The 22,573-nt window shown below is 40.1% G+C and carries 17 protein-coding genes; 9 read left to right on the forward strand and 8 right to left on the reverse strand.

Annotation, left to right across the window (positions count from 1 at the left end; genetic code table 11):
• Positions 1–4: 4 nt before the first annotated feature.
• Positions 5–2,086, reverse strand: coding sequence for a TonB-dependent receptor (locus tag MWU84_RS01975; protein ID WP_246897620.1), 2,082 nt, complete (start codon positions 2,084–2,086; stop codon positions 5–7).
• A gap of 248 nt (positions 2,087–2,334) precedes the next feature.
• Between MWU84_RS01975 and MWU84_RS01980 the strand changes: the two genes are divergently transcribed.
• Together MWU84_RS01980 and MWU84_RS01985 are read left to right on the forward strand one after the other, a co-directional pair.
• The gene (locus MWU84_RS01980; protein ID WP_246897622.1) at positions 2,335–3,096 is read left to right on the forward strand and encodes an exodeoxyribonuclease III; all 762 of its coding nucleotides are present in this window, start codon (positions 2,335–2,337) and stop codon (positions 3,094–3,096) included.
• 53 nt (positions 3,097–3,149) lie between these two features.
• Positions 3,150–4,190: an NADP(H)-dependent aldo-keto reductase gene (locus MWU84_RS01985; RefSeq protein WP_246897624.1), complete on the forward strand. Its 1,041-nt coding sequence runs from the start codon at positions 3,150–3,152 to the stop codon at positions 4,188–4,190.
• Positions 4,191–4,320: 130 nt separating this feature from the next.
• On the opposite strand, the gene radA is transcribed toward MWU84_RS01985, so the two are convergent.
• From radA to panC, 5 genes are all read right to left on the reverse strand, one after another.
• Entirely contained in the window at positions 4,321–5,682 is a 1,362-nt protein-coding gene (radA, locus tag MWU84_RS01990) for a DNA repair protein RadA (protein WP_246897626.1), read from the reverse strand.
• Positions 5,683–5,913: 231 nt separating this feature from the next.
• Positions 5,914–7,056, reverse strand: coding sequence for an alpha/beta hydrolase-fold protein (locus MWU84_RS01995; RefSeq protein ID WP_246897628.1), 1,143 nt, complete (start codon positions 7,054–7,056; stop codon positions 5,914–5,916).
• A 25-nt stretch (positions 7,057–7,081) separates the two neighbouring features.
• Entirely contained in the window at positions 7,082–8,047 is a 966-nt protein-coding gene (locus MWU84_RS02000) for a lysylphosphatidylglycerol synthase transmembrane domain-containing protein (protein WP_246897630.1), read from the reverse strand.
• A 2-nt stretch (positions 8,048–8,049) separates the two neighbouring features.
• Positions 8,050–8,400, reverse strand: a complete 351-nt coding sequence (gene panD / locus MWU84_RS02005) for an aspartate 1-decarboxylase (RefSeq protein ID WP_072860413.1) — start codon at positions 8,398–8,400, stop codon at positions 8,050–8,052.
• Positions 8,401–8,477: 77 nt separating this feature from the next.
• Positions 8,478–9,320 carry a pantoate--beta-alanine ligase gene (panC, locus tag MWU84_RS02010; protein WP_246897633.1) on the reverse strand — a complete coding sequence of 281 codons (843 nt, stop codon included), beginning with the start codon at positions 9,318–9,320 and terminating at the stop codon, positions 8,478–8,480.
• A 103-nt stretch (positions 9,321–9,423) separates the two neighbouring features.
• Between panC and MWU84_RS02015 the strand changes: the two genes are divergently transcribed.
• The 7 genes from MWU84_RS02015 (at position 9,424) to MWU84_RS02045 (ending at position 19,761) form a co-directional block, all read left to right on the forward strand.
• Positions 9,424–10,233, forward strand: a complete 810-nt coding sequence (locus MWU84_RS02015; RefSeq protein WP_246897635.1) for a glycogen/starch synthase — start codon at positions 9,424–9,426, stop codon at positions 10,231–10,233.
• A 5-nt stretch (positions 10,234–10,238) separates the two neighbouring features.
• On the forward strand, positions 10,239–12,077 hold the full coding sequence (locus MWU84_RS02020; protein WP_246897637.1) for a DUF4270 domain-containing protein: 1,839 nt from the start codon (positions 10,239–10,241) through the stop codon (positions 12,075–12,077).
• Between the two features lie 127 nt (positions 12,078–12,204).
• On the forward strand, positions 12,205–14,052 hold the full coding sequence (glmS, locus tag MWU84_RS02025) for a glutamine--fructose-6-phosphate transaminase (isomerizing) (RefSeq protein ID WP_246897640.1): 1,848 nt from the start codon (positions 12,205–12,207) through the stop codon (positions 14,050–14,052).
• Positions 14,053–14,297: 245 nt separating this feature from the next.
• On the forward strand, positions 14,298–17,108 hold the full coding sequence (locus tag MWU84_RS02030) for a TonB-dependent receptor (protein ID WP_246897642.1): 2,811 nt from the start codon (positions 14,298–14,300) through the stop codon (positions 17,106–17,108).
• A 194-nt stretch (positions 17,109–17,302) separates the two neighbouring features.
• Positions 17,303–18,811, forward strand: coding sequence for a F0F1 ATP synthase subunit beta (atpD, locus tag MWU84_RS02035; RefSeq protein ID WP_246897644.1), 1,509 nt, complete (start codon positions 17,303–17,305; stop codon positions 18,809–18,811).
• Between the two features lie 80 nt (positions 18,812–18,891).
• Entirely contained in the window at positions 18,892–19,170 is a 279-nt protein-coding gene (locus tag MWU84_RS02040; protein WP_246897647.1) for a F0F1 ATP synthase subunit epsilon, read from the forward strand.
• Between the two features lie 45 nt (positions 19,171–19,215).
• The gene (locus MWU84_RS02045; protein WP_246897649.1) at positions 19,216–19,761 is read left to right on the forward strand and encodes a hypothetical protein; all 546 of its coding nucleotides are present in this window, start codon (positions 19,216–19,218) and stop codon (positions 19,759–19,761) included.
• Between the two features lie 482 nt (positions 19,762–20,243).
• Here the strand turns inward: MWU84_RS02045 and MWU84_RS02050 are convergent, their stop codons facing one another.
• Both MWU84_RS02050 and MWU84_RS02055 read right to left on the reverse strand, forming a co-directional pair.
• Entirely contained in the window at positions 20,244–21,254 is a 1,011-nt protein-coding gene (locus MWU84_RS02050; protein WP_246897652.1) for an amidohydrolase family protein, read from the reverse strand.
• A gap of 149 nt (positions 21,255–21,403) precedes the next feature.
• On the reverse strand, positions 21,404–22,510 hold the full coding sequence (locus tag MWU84_RS02055) for a Gfo/Idh/MocA family oxidoreductase (RefSeq protein ID WP_246897654.1): 1,107 nt from the start codon (positions 22,508–22,510) through the stop codon (positions 21,404–21,406).
• Positions 22,511–22,573 lie beyond the last annotated feature (63 nt).

Consider the following 22,573-nt stretch of genomic DNA (forward strand, 5'->3'; position numbering starts at 1 on the left):
TTATTTACAAGCTATACCCCAACCTCAAGCTTCCATAGTAATTCCTGTCGTTTCCGGGATAGTAGTACCTGGGCTCGGCCCCGCCAAATCCTGTTGTGTTGATAAGTACGGATTGGGCATAGTTGACATCGAAGATATTGTTGATCCCAAAGGCTATGTCCATCGATAGCCTTTTTCCCAACTGATTTTTATACCCCACTTTACTGTTCACTACATTAAAGGCTTCACTGTAGAGACTATTGGCATCCGTCATAGGAATTTCCCCTACATATTGATGGGTGGAATACCAATAAAATTTATTGTTGAGTTGAGCTTGTAGGCCAGAATTTAACCTGTTTTTGGGTACCCCTGTCAATGGATTTCCAGAATAATTGTTGTCCTCGTCTACAAAGGTCACAAAACTGTGATCGTTGTAAGTATAGCTAATAAAAGGGGTTACCCTTAGCTTGGAGGTAATATCCCAATTATATTCCATATCCAACTCCAGCCCTTGATGTTTGGTCTTGCCCGCATTCTTGCCAATATATTGATCTTCGCCCACCCTTTGGGCTACCAGTAAATTTTTGATATCCATCCTGTAAATGGCCATATTTAGATTTAATCTTTGATCTAGTAGGCGAAATCTAGTGCCTATTTCATAGTTAGTACCCGTTTCTTGGGCAATATCAGGGTTAATTACCCCGTCCGGAGTTAGGGTTTCCTCCACCGTGGGATTGGAAAATCCTCTACTTATATTGGCGTAGATTGAATTTACTGCTGAAAAACTATAGTTGAGGTTTAGGCTGGGTAGCACAATAGCGTTAAAATCCCTTTCCGCACTTTTATTGTCCACCCCTTGATTGAATTCGTCCCTGAAATCGTAATAGGTTTTGTTCACGTTTAGCCCAATTTGGGAGGAAAAAGCCTTCCCAAAAGGGATAAGTAGATTCCCAAAAGCATTGAACTGTCGCCTAAATTCTTTGTTGTCGGCAAATTGATCGCCCTGTAAACTTCCTTGTCCGTTGTTATCTTGATATAGATTTTCAAATTCGCTCCATTGGTATTCATCCTTGTATAATTCTGCACCAAAATTGTAGTCGATCTTGGATTCATTGGTAGTCCAAGTACCGGCGAACTTTGTCCGGAAACCATAACCGTGGGTGTATTCTTCCAAAATCCCAAATGGTCTGGGCTCGTAGTGACCCAAATAGGAATAGAAAATACTGCTGGTGTTTTTCAATTTATCTGAAAAGGCGTGATTTAATGTAAGGCCTGCCAGAGTATATTTGTTATCCTCGTACCCCTTGGCAGATTTCCAAGTAAAAGCGGCCTTGGTGGGATTTTCCTTAAAATCGGTCTCTCCCAAAGAACTAGGTATCTGGGCGTTGTAATCAACATGGTTGAAAAGAAGGCCAATGTTGGTTTTGGGATTTATTTGATAATTCAAATCCAGGAGTAGACCTTCGCGTTTAAATTTGTTGTTTTCCCTATAGCCATCGGTCTCCAAATAGCCATAATGTAGGTTTAGAGCCATCTTGTTCTCTTTAAGGCTAAACTGGAGATTGTTCTTTAAAAGATTGTAGGAGCCTATGGTAAAGTTGTTTCTGAAGTAGGTAGACCCTATATTGGACTGTTTGGAATTCAATAAAATTGCCCCACCTAAATTTGCACCATAATTAGTAGCTTTTGGGCCCTTGATCACCTCCACAGCACTTAGATTTTCCAAATCGAAAGATTCAATGGTAGAGAAACCCGAACCATTTGTTATGGGGATATCATTATAGTAAAGTCTTAATTTGTCGGTTCCGAACAATGTTCTTGCACCTACACCCCTTATGGTGATCCTATTGGTGTTTAGAGCCCCGGACAATATATAAACTCCGGATATTTGATTGATTGCCGAAACCATATCTACGGGACTATAGTTCTGAAATACCTTGGGGCCAATAATTTTAGTAGCTATAATGCCATTATCTGTGGCCGATTGAAGGGAATCCAAAAGGATTACTTCGTCCAGTTCAGTGATGCTATCTCTTTGTATAGGTTCCTGTGCATTTGATACAAATAGAAAAATTATGGCAAATAGAAATTTTAAGGAGGATTTCATGCATTTAATTTAAGTCTCAAACTTAAGGAATATTATCTGATTTTTTTCTACTGAAACTAAAAGGGATCATGGATTGGGTACTTAAAAATAAGTTTAAATGTCAACTATTTTGCTCCGTCTTTTCGGTTACAAAAAACATTGGCTATTTTTAGCCATATTTTTAGGAGAAATTGATATTGAAGTAAATTAAAGAACACGAGCTTTCCTTTGGAATTTAGGAAAGCTAGGTGTGGTATAAATAAATTTAAATGAAAATTGTTTCTTATAACGTAAATGGGATCAGGGCCGCAGTAAACAAAGGATTTTTGGATTGGCTAAAAAGCGTTAATCCCGATGTGGTCTGTTTGCAAGAAATCAAGGCTAATAAAGATCAATTGGACCTTGCAGTTTTTGAGGCCTTGGGCTACCACTATCACTACTGGTACAGTGCCCAAAAGAAAGGGTACAGTGGTGTGGCCATTCTTGCCAAAACAGAACCCGACCATGTGGAATACGGAACAGGCATAGACTATATGGATTTTGAGGGGCGCAATCTTAGGGCCGATTTTAACGGAGTCTCGGTCATGAGCCTTTATTTGCCCTCGGGCACCAATATAGCCCGTTTGGAGCATAAACTGCAGTATATGGCCGATTTCCAAGACTATGTCGATGAGCTAAAAAAGGAGAAACCAAATCTTGTTATTTGCGGGGATTACAACATTTGTCACGAAGCAATAGATATTCATGATCCGGTCAGAAACAAAAATGTTTCCGGTTTTTTACCTGTTGAAAGGGAATGGATCGGAAATTTTATGGACAAGGGGTTTGTAGATAGCTTCAGGCATTTTAACAAGGAACCCGATAATTATACCTGGTGGAGCTATAGGGCCAACTCCCGTGCCAATAATAAGGGGTGGAGGCTTGATTATGGGTTGGTCAGCAGACCCTTGGTGAGTCGTTTAAAACGTTCCGTAATTTTGTCCCAGGCCGTTCATAGTGATCATTGTCCTATTTTGGTTGAATTGGATTAGAACTGATTACCTTTCCTGTAAATAAATTGATAATAACAAAGCAATAGCAAAATATGAAGTACACCAATCTCCCCCATACCGATATTGAAGTAAGTAAAATATGTCTAGGTACCATGACCTGGGGCCGACAGAATACAGAAGAAGAAGGTCACGAGCAGATGGATTATGCCTTGGAACAGGGAATCAATTTTTTTGATACGGCAGAATTGTATCCCATTCCTGCTACAAAGGAACGGTATGCGGACACCGAAAGAATTATAGGCAATTGGTTTAAAAAGAAAAGAAATCGCGACAAGGTAATTTTGGCGTCTAAAATTGTAGGAAAGGGGGAAATGACGAAGTTCATTAGAACCACGGGGATTAACCGCGAAACCATAAAATCGGCAGTAGAAGGAAGTTTAAAACGGTTGCAGACAGATTATCTGGATCTTTACCAGCTGCATTGGCCTGATAGAACTACCAATTTTTTTGGAAAAAGGGGATACAGGCATAGTATTTCTGATCATTGGGAAGACAATATTCATCAGATATTGGAAGCTCTAAGAGACCTTGTAAGAGAGGGGAAAATAAGACATGTGGGCATTTCCAATGAAACCCCGTGGGGTGCTATGAGGTATTTGGAAGAAAGTAAGGTGCATTCCAGTTTACCAAGAATCATTACCATTCAGAACCCTTATAGTCTTCTGAATAGGCTTTTTGAAGTTGGATTGGCAGAAATAGCGCATCGTGAAAATTTAGGCTTGTTGGCCTATTCGCCTTTGGGGTTTGGCACCTTGAGTGGCAAGTACTTGGGGAATAGGAAGCCCGAGAACACAAGGGTTACGCTTTTTCCCAATTACAATAGATATAGTAGTGAAACAGCTGTTAGGGCTACCCAAAAATATTATGAATTGGCTCAGGCCAACGATTTGTCATTGGCTCAGATGGCGCTTGCCTTTGTAAATTCAAGACCATTTCTGACCTCCAATATCATTGGCGCCACAACTATGGATCAGCTCAAGGAAAATATTGGGAGTATAGAGGTGCAATTAAGCGAGGAAGTGCTTAAGGGTATTGAGGCGATACATAACGAAATTCCAAACCCAGCTCCCTGAGGATATGATGGCGATAAATTTTTTAAAAGTAGGTTTCTGGCAACTAGGCTTAATTGTAGTGGTCGTGGTTCTGATGATGGTTTTGGCAAGGATGTTCAATTCAAAAAAATAGCAAATACTTAAGCGGGCATTAGGAGAATAGACTATTGGCTACATCTTCGATTTTGGAGGCCAATTGTATTTGTATTTGGGTATTTTTTAAGGTTATCTTGTTGTTTTTGGAAACATAGATAGTGCTGAAACCCAGTTTTTCTGCCTCCAAAATACGTTGATCTATACGTTGTACCGGTCTAATTTCACCAGCGAGACCTACCTCGGCAGCAAAACACACCCCCTTTTCTATGGGAATGTCCTCGTTACTGGAGAGGATGGCCGCAATAACAGCTAGATCAATGGCGGGGTCATCAACGGAAATACCCCCGGTGATATTGAGAAAAACATCTTTTGCTGCCAATTTAAATCCGGCTCTTTTTTCCAGAACGGCCAAAAGCATGTTCAATCGCTTAGCATTGTAACCTGTGGTAGAACGCTGTGGCGTGCCATACACGGCGGTGCTTACCAAGGCTTGTATTTCTATCATCAGTGGGCGCATGCCCTCTACGGTAGAAGCAATGGATGTACCGCTTAATCCTTCATCGTTCTTGGAAATTAGTATTTCGGACGGATTGTTGACCTCTCTCAAACCACTTCCCTGCATTTCATATATTCCTAATTCGGAGGTGGACCCAAAACGGTTTTTTAGTGATCTTAGGATACGGTAAACGTAATTTCTATCGCCCTCAAACTGCAGTACGGTATCTACCATATGCTCCAATATTTTGGGACCGGCAATAGTGCCGTCTTTTGTGATATGTCCAATGAGGATTACAGGGGTATTGGTTTCCTTGGCAAATTTGATGAGTTCTGCGGTGCATTCCCGTATCTGGGAAATACTGCCTGCGGTAGACTCAATATAATCTGTATGAAGGGTCTGTATGGAATCTATGACCACAATATCGGGCTCTGTGGCCTCGATCTGTTGAAAGATATTTTGGGTTTTGGTCTCTGTAAGGATAAAACAGGTTTCGCTATTCGGGTGAATGCGATCGGCACGCATTTTAATTTGTTTTTGACTCTCTTCCCCGGAAACATATAAGGTTTTGTATGGAAGTTTAAGGGCTATCTGCAACAATAAGGTACTTTTTCCAACACCAGGTTCCCCGCCCAAAAGGGTTAGGGATCCAGGAACCAATCCTCCGCCGAGCACTCTGTTAAACTCCAAATCGAAAGTGTTGAGCCTAATTTCCCGGTCCGTACTAATTTCATTGACCCTTAAGGGTTTTGCAACCTTTTTTGCAGAAGGAGAAGTACTTTTCCAAGATACTTTTTCCTCTTTTTGGATAACTTCCTCCACTACGGTGTTCCATTGCTTGCATGCCCCACATTGTCCTACCCACTTGGCGTATTGTGTTCCACAGTTCTGACAAAAAAAGGCGGTTTTTGTTTTGGCCATTATTTAAATTATGGTTTGCGCTAAGGTAATAAGAAGTTTGAAAAGGAGGTAGCGTTTTAAGCACTTGGGTTAAAATGATACCAAGTGTATTATAGTTAAATAAGTAATAGGAAGATATATTCCCCAACAACACGGATTAATGGTTATAGGATAGTGCCAATAGCTGGAATATAAACTTCTGCTTTTCAGGATTTATTAGTTCTCCCTATGCATTAAGGGCAAAGCTTTTTTTTAGTATCCAAAATCTGCTTTGAGGGCATCAATTTTTTCCAAGGCCATTTCTTTGGTAAGAAAATCTATTTCTTCCATGCCAAAAGCCTTTTCAAAAGTCCTAAGGGCTTTTTTAGGTTCGCCCAATTGCTCGTAATATTCACCTTCAAAATAAAAGCCCAACATGGTATTTGGATACTCTTTTTTACAGAGGTCTGATAAGGGCTTCAGGGATTCAAAGTCCTCCTTTTTTCTTGAGGCGGCATAAATAGCCATAATATCGTTTAGGCTAGTTGTTTTTCTAAAGCCGAAAAGATTTTCGATGGACGCTTGTTTATCTGCCAAATAATCAAATACAGGTCCTACTTGGGTCAAAATCTTTTCTTTGTACTCCTTCGGACTTATGGGTTTGAACATGCCGAAGATATTGTCGAAGGCTTTTCCAATACCGTAGGTGGCTACCGAAATATGGTCGGCATTCTCGTACTGATCAAAGAAATATCGGAGATTATCAGATTCCATACCTTTTAATGTTTCGTTCAGCGCCAATACTCTATTGCTATTTTCACTTTTTTCGCCTTCCAAAATCAATTGGTAGAAAATTTTCTTTTTCATGACCGATAACCTGGAAGGTACCCTGGTTTCCATTTCTGGGGCCAAATAGGGCGAAATGCTTATATAGGCATTAAATAAGGAATCGTCCTTAAATAGGTAAAAGTTTCCGAAATTGGCGGTAATATCATATCCCACGAACATTTTAAAAGGGGCCGTACTGAATTTGGTTTCCAAATAGGGAATAAGTTCCATCCCCAAAAATTCGAAAAACAATTTGCCCTTTTCGGAGGGTAGTCCACTATCGGGCTCAAAACCACAATCCAGATTCCTTAAATTATTTTTGGATTGTTGAACACCAACTACAATGGCTTCGGGCATACCGTGAAAATTACTGTAAAATTTTGCATTGGCCACCACTTGATCAAACAGGTATTCCCCATCTAGAACTACAATGATCGGATATTTTTTCTCGGCGGTGTAGCTTTCAGGAAAGTAGTATTGTACATCCCTTCGCTCCTGTAATTTAAAGGATTCGAATATTTCTTGGGTTACCTGTGCATTGCTGCCAAAGTAGACAAACAAGGCCAATAGAGTAAAAAAACGTTGCATAGAACAGTATTTGGGCAATAGAAGACTATTTGTTTCTGTTCCATAACGGTAAAATCAGAAAAGATATTGCACCAAAAACTACTATCATTAAAGTTTGTGAAATCCACATAATCCATCCAAAAGCATCCCCTGAAACCTTGCTAATGCCAAATATGGCCAATGCGCTACTGACGGCAATGGGATAAATACCAATTCCGCCATTGGTGGCAGACATGGCAAAGGCTCCTGCCACAAAGGCTACCAATAACTGACTTACGCTCAGGTCCACGGTTTCCAAAACCGTATATTTAATTACCCAAAACATGGCTATATAGGCGAGCCATATAAATAGGGTGTGTAAAACAAAACCCCATTTATTCTTTATTTTAAAAATGCTGAGGATGCCCTCTAATAGCCCTTTTAAAAATGTTTTTAGTTTTAGGGCAAATTTTGATTGTGATTTTTTTACGAGATACATCCCCAATGTCATGGCTATAATCGCGCAACCAAGTAGTACTAGAATGAATACAAGATTAAAGCCTTTTTGTTGGAGGAAATTCCATATAATTTCGGTTTGAAGAATGAGTGCTATGGCCACGATCAGAAAGAGCATAACCAAATCGATGACCCTCTCTGTAACAATGGTTCCAAATCCTTTTTGGAAAGGAACATGCTCGTAGGTGGCCAATGCGGTAGCCCTTAATATTTCTCCTGACCTTGGTATGCCCAAGTTTGTAAAATAGGCCGTTAATATGATCAATATATTGTTGAACAGTTTTGGCTTATATCCTAAGGGATCCAACAAATAATTCCACCTTACTGCTCTGGATAGGTGTGTAAGGATTCCTAAAAAAACGGATACCCCTACCCAAAAAAGATCGGCATTTTTTATGTAATGAATAATTTCCGATCTATCCTCCTCAGAAGTGGAATAGTAGGAATACCAAACTAAAAAAACACCCAATAGTATTGGGAGAATTGTTTTTAAGGTATTCTTAACGGAAGACTTCAAAACTAGGTCAAAAGATTGGTTTCCTCATTGGGGAAAACCAAGGATGGGTTGAATTTTTTGGCCAATTCAATGTCCATGGTAGCATAGGTTATTAGAATTAAAACATCGCCAACAGCTACCTTTCTGGCTGCAGCGCCGTTCAGGGTTACCTCACCACTACCCCTTGCTCCCGGAATAGCGTAGGTCTCCAGTCTTTCGCCATTGTCGTTATTGACAATTTGAACTTTTTCACCTCTAATAATATTCGCCGCGTCCATTAAATCCTCATCAATGGTAATACTGCCTATATAGTTGAGGTCAGCACCAGTAACTTTTACGCGGTGTATTTTAGATTTTACTACTTCTATTTGCATGGGACAAAGTTAATAATTTATGCTGATTACATTTCCAATTTAATTATTGGAAGCATTTTGGAATTGGCTTACAAACTTTATAGGGCAATGTTATCTATTAGTCTAACATCTGCGGCATAAACGGCAATAAAGCCCCTGTATTTTAATTTTTTATTTTTTCTTACAACTGGTTTCAATTGGTCTACATCGGCTATTTTAAAATATTCCAGTTTTAATTTTGGATGGGCGTTAAATTGTTTTTTAACCCAATCCAATACAAAATTAGCACTTTTCGTGCCAAATTTATGTTTGGCAGCTCTTAAGGTTTTGTAAATAAAGGCAGCCTCTTGTCTTAGTTCCTTGTCCAATCGTTCGTTTCTGGAACTCATGGCCAAACCGTTGGCTTCCCTAACAATAGGGCAGCCTATTATTTCTATAGGTAAATTGGCTATTTCGACCAGTTTTTTGATGATTCGAAATTGTTGAAAGTCCTTTTCACCAAAGTATGCCCTTGTTGGTGAGATCAAGCGCAATAGTTTTTCAACAATAGTTCCCACACCGTCAAAATGTCCTTTTCTAAATTCACCTTCCATAACATTTTCCAATCCTTCGAAATCGTATGTATTGGAGGTAACTTCACCGGAATATATTTCGGAGGCAGTTGGGGCGAAAACTACTATCTTATCCGTAACTGCTTTTAATAAGGTTATATCGGCTTCCAATGTGCTTGGGTACTTCTCAAGATCCTCCTTGTTATTGAACTGGGTAGGGTTTACAAAAATGCTTACCAGTGTAAGGTCATTTTCTTCAACCGATTTTTTAACCAAGGATATATGCCCCAAATGCAATGCCCCCATAGTAGGTACCAAACCTATTGTTTTTGTTTTTCCCTGGGAGGATAGATACGCCTTAAGTTCCTTTTTAGTGTTAATTAACTGCATTCGATTTACTTAAAAGAGAGCAAACTTACTATAATTACTGCTAATCTGCATAATTTTTGTAATTTTGCACTTTCTCTTACTCTATTAATAAAATATTGCTTTTATGAATGGCAAAAAGATATTGTTTGTATCTTCAGAATTAGTACCCTATCTTCCAGAGAACGAAGTTTCCTTAATGTCTTACGAAACCCCAAGAATGGTCAATAGCAATGGCGGCCAGATAAGGATTTTTATGCCGAGGTTTGGGAATATTAATGAACGTAGACATCAATTGCACGAGGTAATAAGATTATCCGGGATGAATTTGGTGATTAATGATATGGATATGCCATTGATCATAAAAGTGGCCTCCATTCCCAGAGAGCGTATCCAGGTGTATTTCATTGATAATGATGAATACTTTAAAAGAAAGGCGACCTTTACCGATGAGGATGGAAACTTATTTCCGGATAATGACGAAAGGGCTATTTTCTTTGCCAAGGGGGTGGTAGAGACGGTCAAGAAATTGAATTGGTCCCCGGATATTATACATGTTCATGGTTGGATGGCGTCCTTGCTTCCACTTTATCTTAAAAAATTCTATGCCGATGAGCCTTTGTTCTCCGAAAGCAAGATCATAATGTCTGTTTATGGGCAAGGTTTTGATGGTATATTGGATAAAGACCTTGTTAAAAAGATTGTCTTCGACGGTGTTCCGGAAGAAAGTATAAAAGCCCTTGCAGAGCCCAATTATAATAATTTGTTAAAAGTTGCTGTGGATTATGCCGATGCTGTTATTTTAGCGGCAGAAGATATTCCGACTGAATTGGAAGACTACATATCCAAGCTCGAAAAACCTGTTTTGCCATTTGTCCCCTTACAGGAGTTTGAGGAAGCTTACATGAATTTTTATAACACCAAAGTATTAAAATAATCTAAATGAATTTACTGAAAGGATTAAAATTACCTACTGTGGTAGGTATGATGCTTGTTGTGGTCCTTGGCTCCTGTGAGGAGGATCTGACAACTATCGGCAGCGGTGTGGTGGGAGATGTGCCATTTACTGCAGGCAGGGCCGTGTATGATGTTTTTGCCTATAACAAAAAAATAGAGGCAGTTAGGACCAATAAGTTACCGGTTTATCAATTAGGGAATTTTAACGACCCTCTTTATGGGAAAACGGAGGCGAGTATAACTACTCAAGTTCAATTGTCATCGGCGAATCCAATTTTTGGTAATTATTCTGCGAGTGTAGAAGAATCCGCTGATACGGATTCCAGTACTCTTACCATTATGGAGAACGAAACAGTTGAGGAAGTAATATTGTTTATACCATTTTTGACAAACCCAACAGGGGATATTGATCTGGACGGGGTGGCGGACAAGTTTGATGCTGATCCAGAGGATGCCAATAGTGATAGTGATGGTGACACTTTAACGGATATTCAAGAGAAAGCTTTGGGTACCGATCCATTGAATGCGGATACTGATGGGGATGGAACAAATGATAGTGTGGACGACGATACAGCGGTAAATAGGTTTCCGGTAAAATATGATTTGGACAGTATTTTTGATGCTGCGGGAAATATTCCTGAATCTTTTAATTTTAAGGTGGAACGATCTACCTATTTTCTTAGGGATTTAGATCCCAATACCAATTTTCAGGAAGCGCAACAGTATTATTCATCCCAAGTATTTTCCCCGACCTTTGTCTCTGACCAATTGTTTGAAGGTACTGTGGAGGTTACGGATGTAGAAGAATTAATTTTTCAGGAAGACGATCCCGAAACCGAGGATGTGGATGAATCAGAAGAAGCTCCTACCCGAATTGCCCCAGGTATAAGGGTTGCTTTGAATCCATCGTTTTTTCAGCAGAATATTTTAGATAAAGAAGGTTCCTCGGAATTATTGAGTCAGGCCAACTTTGCTGAATTTTTCAGGGGTGTTCATTTATCCGTTTCGGATGATGTTTTGGTGTTGTTGGATATTACCCAAGGTAATATTACCATTAAATATAAGTATGATAGTGTAACCAGCTCTGTAGATGACACTATTATAGAAAACGAGAGGGAATTTGTATTGAATTTTATTAGGCGAGATACTAGTACAGGTTCTGTAATAGGGAATGCCGTAAATACTTTTGTCAATGAGGCCTATCCGGCTGAAATTACTAGTGGGCTGGACAATGGGGAAAATGCATCTAAGATCTACTTAAAAGGTGGGGCGGGAAGTTTTGCCCAAATTAAACTTTTCGACCAAATAAATGGAGACGAGATCATTAATCAGATCAAATCCAAGAATTGGATCATAAATGAAGCAAATTTGGTGTTTTACGTAGATCGAAATACTTTGGATGCGGCCGGTAATGTTATTGAACCTTCAAAATTGTATTTGTTCAAGGACAATACCAATGGACCAGTCTATAATCAATTTCTGGAATCGGAAGAAGATTACAACGCTGGTAATTTCACTAATTATGATGGTAGTTTAAACAAAGTAAACGGCAAGGGTAAGAGTTATAAGATTAAGATCACCAACTATCTTAACGATATAATAGTAAGGGATTCCACTAATGCAACCCTTAACTTAACATTGACTTCTGATATAAGGATTAGCGCTACGGGAAAGGCCATGTTAGCCAATAGTACTGAGGGGCAAGTACCGGTAATGTCCTCTGTAAATCCTTTCGGGACTGTGCTTTTCGGTAGTGATAATTTACCTAGTGGGCAGGAGGAAAATAAATTGAAACTCGAAATTTTCTACACCAAGGCAAATTAAAAGCAAGAAAAATACCACTTATAGGTTTTTTACGTTAATTAACTAAAAGTTTAAAGGTTTTGTATAACAAGGTGCTAAATTTGTTATGTAAAACCTTTTTTTATTTACTAACCATTAAACTTTAATTATGTGTGGAATTGTTGGATATATTGGGCATAGGGATGCCTACCCCATTATTATAAAAGGACTTCAGCGTTTAGAGTACAGAGGCTATGACAGTGCCGGTATAGCATTATACGATGGCAACGAAATAAATTTATCCAAAACCAAGGGAAAGGTTGAGGATTTAAAGAATAAGGCCAAAAGCACCATTTCCGTAGAGGGGAAAGTGGGTATTGGCCATACAAGATGGGCTACACATGGTGTCCCCAATGATGTTAATTCACATCCACATTATTCCAATTCCGGAGATTTAGTTATTATCCATAACGGAATTATTGAAAATTATGATTCCATTAAAAAGGAATTAAGTAAAAGGGGCTATACTTTTTCTTCCGAAACCGATACGGAAGTCTTGGTTAACCTTATAGAGGAAGTGAAGCGCAAGGAAGGGGTTAAGCTTGGAAAAGCTGTGCAGATTGCTTTGAACGAAGTGGTGGGAGCATACGCTATTGCCGTTTTCGATAAACAAAAACCGGATGAAATAGTAGTAGCCAAATTGGGAAGTCCGTTAGCCATTGGTGTTGGGGAGAACGAGTTTTTTATAGCTTCCGATGCTTCACCGTTTATAGAATTTACCAACAATGCCATTTATTTGGAAGATGAGGAAATGGCGGTCATTAGACTGGGTAAGGAAATTAAATTACGAAAAATAAAGGATGATGCCATAGCCTATCCCTCCATCCAAGAATTAGCACTTAATCTGGAGGAAATTGAAAAGGGAGGTTTTGATCACTTTATGCTAAAGGAGATCTACGAACAACCAAGGGCAATTCTGGATACTTATCGGGGACGCCTTTTGGCCAAGGAGGGGATTATTAAAATGGCAGGTATTGACGATAACCTGGAAAAGTTCCTAAATGCCAATCGTATTATTATAGTGGCATGTGGTACTTCTTGGCATGCAGGATTGGTGGCAGAATATATTTTTGAGGATTTGGCTAGGATTCCCGTAGAAGTGGAATATGCTTCAGAGTTCCGCTATAGAAACCCGGTTATAACGGATAAGGATGTGCTTATTGCCATTTCGCAATCTGGGGAAACGGCAGATACGCTGGCGGCCATTAAATTGGCAAAGGAAAAGGGAGCTTTCGTGTTTGGGGTGTGTAATGTGGTAGGTTCTTCCATAGCTAGGGAAACAGATGCAGGTGCCTATACCCATGCCGGTCCAGAAATTGGGGTGGCCTCAACCAAGGCTTTTACTACGCAAATAACGGTACTGACTCTATTGGCATTAAAATTGGCTAAGGAAAAGGGAACATTTGATAATAGGAGATTCCATGAGTACTTGAGCGAATTGGAAAATATTCCTTCCAAGGTGGAAAAGGCTTTGCTTTCAAATACATTGGTAGAAATAATAGCCAATGTCTATAAGGATTCTACCAACTGCCTGTATTTGGGTAGGGGGTATAACTTTCCGGTAGCTTTGGAAGGCGCTTTGAAATTAAAGGAAATCAGTTACATACATGCCGAAGGGTATCCTGCGGCGGAAATGAAGCATGGGCCCATTGCCCTTATAGATGAGCAAATGCCTGTTGTTGTCATAGCCACCAATAAAGGCCATTATGAAAAAGTAGTAAGTAATATACAGGAAATTAAGTCCCGAAAAGGTAAAATTATCGCTGTGGTTACTGAAGGCGACGTGCAGGTTAAGGATTTGGCGGACCATGTTATTGAAATTCCTGAGACCTTGGAGAGCCTAACACCTTTATTGACTACTATTCCATTGCAGTTATTGTCGTATCACATTGCGGTAATGAGAGGGTGTAATGTAGATCAACCCCGTAACTTGGCAAAGTCGGTTACAGTGGAATAAAATCCATCTTAAAAAGGTTAAAACGACATCCATAAATGGTGGTTATTATAGCTACTATTTATGGATGTCGTTTTTTTTCAACCTATTTTTTGTCAAATTTTTATTAAAAAATGTTAAATTTTGAACAAAAAATACTATGCATGCATAATTTATTTGATTTTTTTATCGTCAGATTGAAATTTGGTGTATATTGGCTATTAGGTGATATCTTACCAATAACTAATACTAATTTAACTCAAGACTTTATGAGATCAACGCTTCTATTATTCTTTTTCATGTTTGGAATGTTGGCGCATTCACAAACGACAATTAAAGGGAATGTGGTGGACCAGAACAATGACCCGGTGCCAGGAGCCAATGTTGTAATTATGGGCAAAGCCATCGGTACAGTAACCGATTTTGATGGTAATTTTATTTTGAACACTAGTGAAGCCCCCCCTTTTACCTTAAATATAACTAGTATTGGGTTTGTAGCTTCTACAGCCAATATTACCCAAAGCAATCAGACTATTTCGATTGTTTTAAACGAAGAGCAGACCAGTTTGGATGAAGTGGTAATTTCTGCCTCCAGAACCCCTGAGCGTATTTTTGAATCCCCGGTTACGGTGGAAAGATTTGGGCTTAAGGATATCCAAAATACTGCCTCGGCCGATTTCTATGACGGCTTGGAGAATCTAAAGGGAGTGGACATCAATACCAATAGTCTAACTTTTAAGGCCATTAATACAAGGGGTTTTGCCACTTTTGCCAACACGAGATTTATGCAATTGGTAGATGGGATGGATAACTCTACGCCTGCTCTTAACTTCCCAATGGGGAACTTGATCGGGATGATAGAGACGGATGTGCTTAGTGTGGAATTACTTCCAGGCGCTTCTTCTGCCCTATATGGTGCCAATGCCTTTAACGGAATACTATTTATGCGCAGTAAAAATCCTTTTGACCATGCAGGTATAAGTGCCTATGTCAAAAGAGGAATTACTTCCCAAGAAGCAGCTGGCGATAATTCTTATACCGATTTTGGTATTAGGGCCGCGCACAAGTTCAGCGATAAGTTTGCCGGAAAAGTCAATTTCTCCTATTTAAGGGGAACAGATTGGGCAGCCAATAATGAAATGGGAAAGATTGGTGGCGGAGCCACGAGGGCTTCAACTGATTATGACGGTATAAACGTATATGGTGATGAAGTTTCCGAAAATATGCAGGTAGTGGCAGCTTCAATGGTGGAAGCTGGCCTATTGAACCCAGCTGCCGTAGCTTTAATTCCTTCCCAAGTAGTAAGTAGGACCGGATATAACGAAGGGGACCTTACCGATTATAAGGCGGAAAGTATAAAGGCGGATTGGGGCCTTTATTATCGTCCTTTTGAAGATGATTTTGAAATTGCCTATGTAGGTAAAGTAGGTAGGGGAAATACCATTTATCAAGGAACAAATAGATATAATATTGATGGGTTTTTTATGCAGCAGCATAAATTGGAAATCAGAAATGATAACTTCTTTATCAGGGGTTATTTAAATGAGGACAAAGCTGGAGGCTCCTATGATATGGTGTTTACTGGCGTCAATGTCAATGAAATTTGGAAGGACAGGAACACATGGTTCGGACAATACGTGGGTACCTACGTGGGAGCCGTATCCCAAAATGTTCCTTCTGAACAAGCCCATATTCTGGCCAGACAAGCTGCCGACACAGGACGTTACCTTCCAGGTACCCCAGAATTTGAAAGTGCATTTAATAGGGTAATCAATGATCCCGATCTAACAAAGGGGTCCAAGTTCCAGGATAATTCCAAGTTTTATCATGCGGATGCCAATTATAATTTTAGTCATTTGATCAATTTTGCGGAGATTCAGTTGGGCGGGTCTTACAGGCAATACCGACTAAATTCTTCTGGAACTATCTATACGGATGCAGATGGACCTATCACCTATTCTGAATATGGTCTTTATACCCAGGTGCAAAAGAAATTTATGGAAGATGACCGTTTAAAATTAACTGCTTCCTTGCGTTATGATAAATCAGAATTGTTCGATGGGTTTTTCTCTCCAAGGTTGTCTTTGGGATATACCGCGGGTGAAAGTGGAAATCACAATTTCAGAGCATCCTATCAGACAGGGTTTAGAAACCCTACCACCCAGGATTTATATATTGGGTTGAATGCGGGTAGGGGTATTCTTGTGGGTAGTGCTCCAGACAATCCGGCTAGAGATGTCAGGCCTTTTGATTTAAGTCCAACAGGAACCGCCATAACTGGAAGTCCAACTATTGATTTTAGTGGCGAAGGGGTATACAACAATTCTTTTACGGCCAGTTCGGCTACTGCTTTTTCCCAGAGTCAAAATCCAGCAGACCTGCAAATTGCCAACCCAGATTTGGTAAAGCCCGAGCAAGTAACTTCCTATGAAGTTGGGTATCGTGGTAAATTGAACAAGGTAACTTTAGATGTTAGTGCCTATTACAGTGCCTATAAAGATTTCTTGTCTGGTGAGAACGTGGTTGTGCCTTTTTACGGTGACGTTCAACTTACCCAGACGGTCCCAACTCCTGGAGGTCCATTGCCTGCCGCTATTGTGGCATTGGCCAGTGGCGATTGGCAAGGATATCAGTCTTACACCAATACGGATGCCAATGTAAATTCCTATGGAGCGGCGCTTGGCGTTGAGATGAAAATTTGGGGCAATTATGACCTTGGAATGAACTATACCTATGCAAAATTGGATTTTGATCAAGCGGATGATCCTGATTTTGTAACCAATTTTAATACCCCCGAACACAAGGTAAAGGCCAGTTTTGGAAATACGGAACTATTTAAGAATTTTGGGTTCAATGTAGCTTGGAGATGGAGTGATACCTATTTATGGGAAGCTACTTTTGGTGACGGACAGATTCCGGCCTATCATGTCGTGGATGCCCAAATAAGCTATAATGTGCCAAGTATAAAATCAGCATTTAAACTTGGAGCCTCCAATGTTTTGGGAGATGAATATTATACAGCATTTGGGACAGGTTATATAGGATCCCAATATTATGTTTCCTGGACCATTAATCCATAAACTTGGACAATCAACTATAAATATTTTAGCAAAAAATGGCGTCAAATTAATTGACGCCATTTTTCTTGGTAAAAAAAGGAGAAAAGTAGTTTCCATTTTAAGAAGTAAAACATATCTTTGCAGCCTTAAAAACAAAGCGGTAAGTCGCACTGTTTTTATTTTAAAGATATCAGTAAAACGTAAATACTCGAGTAATGTCTAAAGTTACAGGTAAAGTTTCCCAAATCATCGGCCCGGTAGTTGATGTTGAATTTCAGTCCGGAGCGGACCTTCCCAAGATTTATGATTCTTTGGAAATCATCAACAAGGATGGTTCCAAATTGATTTTGGAAGTACAGTCCCACGTAGGTGAAAATACGGTTAGGACTATTTCTATGGATTCAACGGATGGGTTAAGTAGAGGTGTTGCCGTTGAGGCTACAGAAAACGCCATCCAGATGCCAATAGGTGACGATGTATATGGTCGTCTATTTAATGTAATTGGAGATGCCATTGATGGTCTTGGAGATTTGCCAAAAGCTGGTAAAGATGGTCTTCCTATTCACAGGGATGCACCTAAATTTGAGGATTTGTCGACTTCTACGGAAGTTTTGTTTACTGGAATCAAAGTAATCGATTTGATCGAACCTTATGCAAAAGGTGGTAAGATTGGTTTATTCGGTGGTGCTGGTGTTGGTAAAACAGTACTTATCCAGGAATTGATCAACAACATTGCAAAAGGACACGGTGGACTTTCTGTATTCGCAGGAGTAGGGGAGCGTACCCGTGAAGGGAACGATTTGCTTCGCGAGATGTTGGAGTCCGGTATTATAAAATACGGGGATGATTTCTTGCATTCTATGGAAGAAGGCGGATGGGATTTATCCAAAGTAGATAAAAAAGTAATGAAGGACTCCAAAGCGACATTCGTTTTTGGACAAATGAACGAACCTCCTGGAGCACGTGCACGTGTGGCCTTGTCTGGTTTGACAATTGCAGAATATTTCCGTGATGGTGCAGGTGAAGGCCAAGGAAAGGATGTTCTATTCTTCGTAGATAATATATTCCGTTTTACGCAAGCAGGTTCCGAGGTATCGGCCCTTTTGGGACGTATGCCATCAGCGGTGGGTTACCAACCAACTTTGGCAACAGAAATGGGCGCCATGCAGGAACGTATTACATCAACCAAAAGAGGTTCAATTACTTCAGTACAGGCGGTTTACGTACCTGCGGATGATTTAACGGATCCAGCACCGGCAACAACCTTTGCCCACTTGGATGCTACTACCGTATTGTCTCGAAAAATTGCAGAGTTGGGTATTTATCCTGCTGTGGATCCTTTGGATTCAACTTCAAGGATTTTGACCGCTGAAATTTTAGGTAAAGATCATTATGCCTGTGCCCAAAGGGTAAAGGAGTTATTGCAACGTTATAAGGAACTTCAAGATATTATTGCCATCTTGGGGATGGAAGAATTATCAGAAGAGGATAAATTGGCCGTAGGTAGAGCTAGACGTGTACAACGCTTTCTTTCCCAGCCATTCCACGTAGCAGAGCAATTTACTGGTATTCCGGGGGTTTTGGTAGATATTAAGGAAACTATTAAAGGATTTAACATGATTATGGACGGAGAGTTGGATCATCTTCCAGAATCTGCCTTTAACCTTAAAGGAACTATTGAGGAAGCTATAGAGGCAGGTGAGAAAATGCTTGCTGAAGCGTAAATGAGTAGGCAGTAATCAGTTAACAGTCCGCAAATTGCGACTGAAACACTGAATACTGAACACTGAATACTGAAAAGAATATGTATCTAGAAATTGTATCACCAGAGGCTACTTTGTTTGCCGGAGAAGTTACTGCGGTAACAGTACCTGGAATTGATGGTGAATTTCAAATGTTGAACAATCACGCCCCTATTGTTTCCCTTCTTCAGGAAGGAAAGGTAAGAATAAAGGGTAACGTTGTCCTGGAAGAAGATTATGAGGATAAATTTTCCAAAGCGGCCAATGGCGACACGGTTTTGGCAATTACCAGTGGTACCGTGGAAATGAAGAACAATAAAGTAATTGTATTGGCCGATTAACCAGCAATTACGTCATAATGAATAAGCAAGAGCCATACGATAAGTATGGCTTTTGTCGTTTTAGGGCCAATGGAGGATAAAAAAATAATCATTTCGGAAGGGGTTAGACCCTTATGGCAGACCTTGATAGCTGCGACTTTCTTTACATTGGCTGTAATAATGTTGGGAATGTTCTTTTTTGGATATGAGCCTTTTCCGGTAGATGGGATTTCCAATAAGGGTAATTTTGGGGTATTCTATATTGCTACGGCCTGTACTGTACAGGGGATTTTGTTTTCCAGCGTAAAAAGTATTTTATTCGATATAAGGAAAAATAGATTTAAGAAGGAATATGGTGTAGGACCTCTTAGACTGGGCAGGTGGAAAAAATTACCCAAGATAGAGTATGTGTCGGTTTTTAGACAATTAAAGGAGAACAGCTCCCATACTTACGAAGTTAATATGTGGATGAAGGGGAATAAAAGTTTTACTATTTATGAAAGTGGGGATTTGGAAACTACATTTGCGATGGGGGAAAACACAGCCAAGTCCTTGGATGTTAATTTGTTGGATGCAACAGCGCCCAATGATTTTAAGTGGGTAGATCTTTAGATTTCGTTATTCCCAACTTTTTTTAGATTTGGATTGTGTTGTGATTTCGATTAAATGTTGGTTTTATTTTGAAATTTTATTTCATGTGTTCCCTCCAATAAACTTGGAATTTTACAAGTGATACCTTTTGGTCTTTTGCAATGCGTTAGGGACCGCGGCGGCATCCCCGCAGCAACACTAGGGATATAGCCAAGGGCCCGCCCGACGAAGGAGGGAACGCCCAAAAAATACATTAGGCAAGGATAGTTCAATTTGTATTTAATGGTTAATGAGTTATTTATGATTATTTTGTCCTGTCTAGCTTGCATATAATTAGACAGGTACATCCCGATGGTTATCGGGAGAGACCTCAATTAAAAAGTCGTTATAGTACAATAACCTCTCGACTCCTCGAGGGGACAGTAGTAATTTTTTAATTTACACGAAATCAATGTCTTGTAATTATTTTTTATGTCGAATTCACCTTAGGCAGTGTTGGGTGGTTAATCCGTTTTTTTTCCGTGGTGTATGGCAATTTCCTCATCACTAAGGCGGAGAAATCTAGCTGCATTGTTATAAAGAATGTCCCTTTTTTGTTGGGTATCCAGAAAATCAGCTGTGTTGATAGCTTCTAGACCAACCTCTATAGTTTCGGGCCAATTCATTTGGTCCGATCCAAACATAACCCGTTTTCCAAAACCTGCTTCAAAAATACGTCTTAGATATTCGTGAAAGGCATTTCTGGGTATGGCGTAACAAATTACACCTACATCTACATACACCTGTGGATGTGTCCACAGAACGGCAAGAAGATCGTCGATCATAGGATATCCCGCATGCATTAAATAGATCCTGAGTTTTGGATGGCGCATTAGCAGTTCCTCTACAACTAGGGGACTGTGAAGCTTGGCCCTATAGTTTCCAAGACCGGGTAGATAAGCGGCACCAGGAGGACCGGTGCCAACGTGTATTCCGATGGGAATATCCAATTCTTCGGCAATTTGCGCATAGGGTTCAAATTTAGGATCGCTGGGGGAAACGCCATTATATTGGATGGCCACTTCCCCAAATACCTTGTATTTTCCCATAGATAATGTTTCCCTTACTTTTTCTGGAGTCTTATCGGGCATAAAAAAATTGAAATGTAATGCCGGAAGTATACGTTCTCCACCATTGGCCATATAATCATCTATTAAGGACCCGCTGGTTATTCCGTAAATATTATGTTTATTTAGAATCTCCAGAGTTTTGTCCATAACTTCCTTATCGGTAATTGGTCCCCATACGGCATTTTCGCAGTCGGGATTTTTTAGATATTCAGTGAATCCATCGGCCCAGGAACGTAGGGGATCGTGAACGGGCATTTCTTGGGGTGGAGCACAAATGGCAGTGGGTGGAGGTCCATTGAGAGCAGCGGGAAGTGCATGCAAGTGCATATCCAATATAGGAAGATTGTCCTGGGCATGCCCAGTAAAACATAGTAATATCGCAAGACATAGCATTGTAATCCTCATTTTTGTATGCTTTTCAGTTCAACAAAATGATGGAGGGATTATAGTGTTGTAACCTATGGCGGGAGAAGAGAATATTATACAGTTCTAATATTCATTAAGATACAATTAATTTTTGATTTTAGTTTTCCTAAATGCCTTTTGGTCGCCAACTATTTATTTAGCTGTACGCTGCGCTGTGTTTGTGAACTTTCAACGGCAGCATCCAAGATTTCCATGGTAATCATATTATTTTCCAACGAATAGGGATCGTATGGGCCTAGGGTAGTTTCGCCTCTGATCACGGAAGCGAACAGGGCGAAGGGTTCGTCATAAGGGGCATCCCTTTCACCAAGTTTAAAAATTTCCTCGTCGTAACCGCTGTACCCTTCCGCAATACGTAGCCGAAGGTCATATCTGTTATCGGCATAGATGGCCCCTTTTTCCCCATAGATCTCCATATCCTTTCGTCCAATGGGCCAGTTCCATGAAGGTTCCAGAATAGCCATAGCACTATTATAGGTAAGTATTATGGTGGCATCATCGTCCACTTTGGGGTTGTTTTCTGGTTGTAACTGCTGCGTAACCGCTGTAACGGAATTGGGTCTTTTTCCTTGTTGTATCCAAGTCATTAGATTTGCCCCGTAGCAGCCAAAATCCATAATAGCTCCACCCCCATTAAGCTTAGGATCGGTTAGGAAATTTAAAAATTCTGAACTCACCCCTATTTTTTTGGGACCTTTATGTCCGTCCCTGACAATCACCTTTCTAAGATCGCCTATAGTGCCTTGTTGGAGAAGCTCATAAGCCTTTATATTCGTAGCATACCAGGAAGTTTCATAATTGGTAAGTAGATGAATATTGTGTTTTTTGGCCAAGGCCTCCATTTTTTTGGCGTGTTCCAAACTAACGGCCAAAGGTTTTTCCACCATTACATGGATCCCTTTGGGGGCACAGGTTTCTACAATAGACAAGTGGTCGTATATGTTCCCGAAGCCTGCCACAGCTTCTGGCTTTACGGCAGCGATCATTTCCTCCATGGTATTAAATACCATTTCCATGGGAAAGCCGTGCTTTGCTGATAAGCGCTGTGCCAGATCTCGATTGGTCTCCACTATGCCTACCATGATGATATCGTCTTTTGCCTCCCTGTTTAAAATCCAGCCAACATGCCCATGGGTAAGGCCTACAACGCCTAATTTTACGGGCTTTTTCTGAGAGAATGCGCTGGTAAGCGTCAATAAGATGATACAAAGGGATGCGGCAGTGGAGTTTTTCATGTTTATAAGTTACTTAGGGACTACAGTAAATGTGTTTACCGTGGTCCTTGAAAGATACTACAT

It is taken from the genome of Arenibacter sp. F20364 (assembly GCF_023015905.1).
In the GTDB taxonomy this organism is placed as follows: domain Bacteria; phylum Bacteroidota; class Bacteroidia; order Flavobacteriales; family Flavobacteriaceae; genus Arenibacter.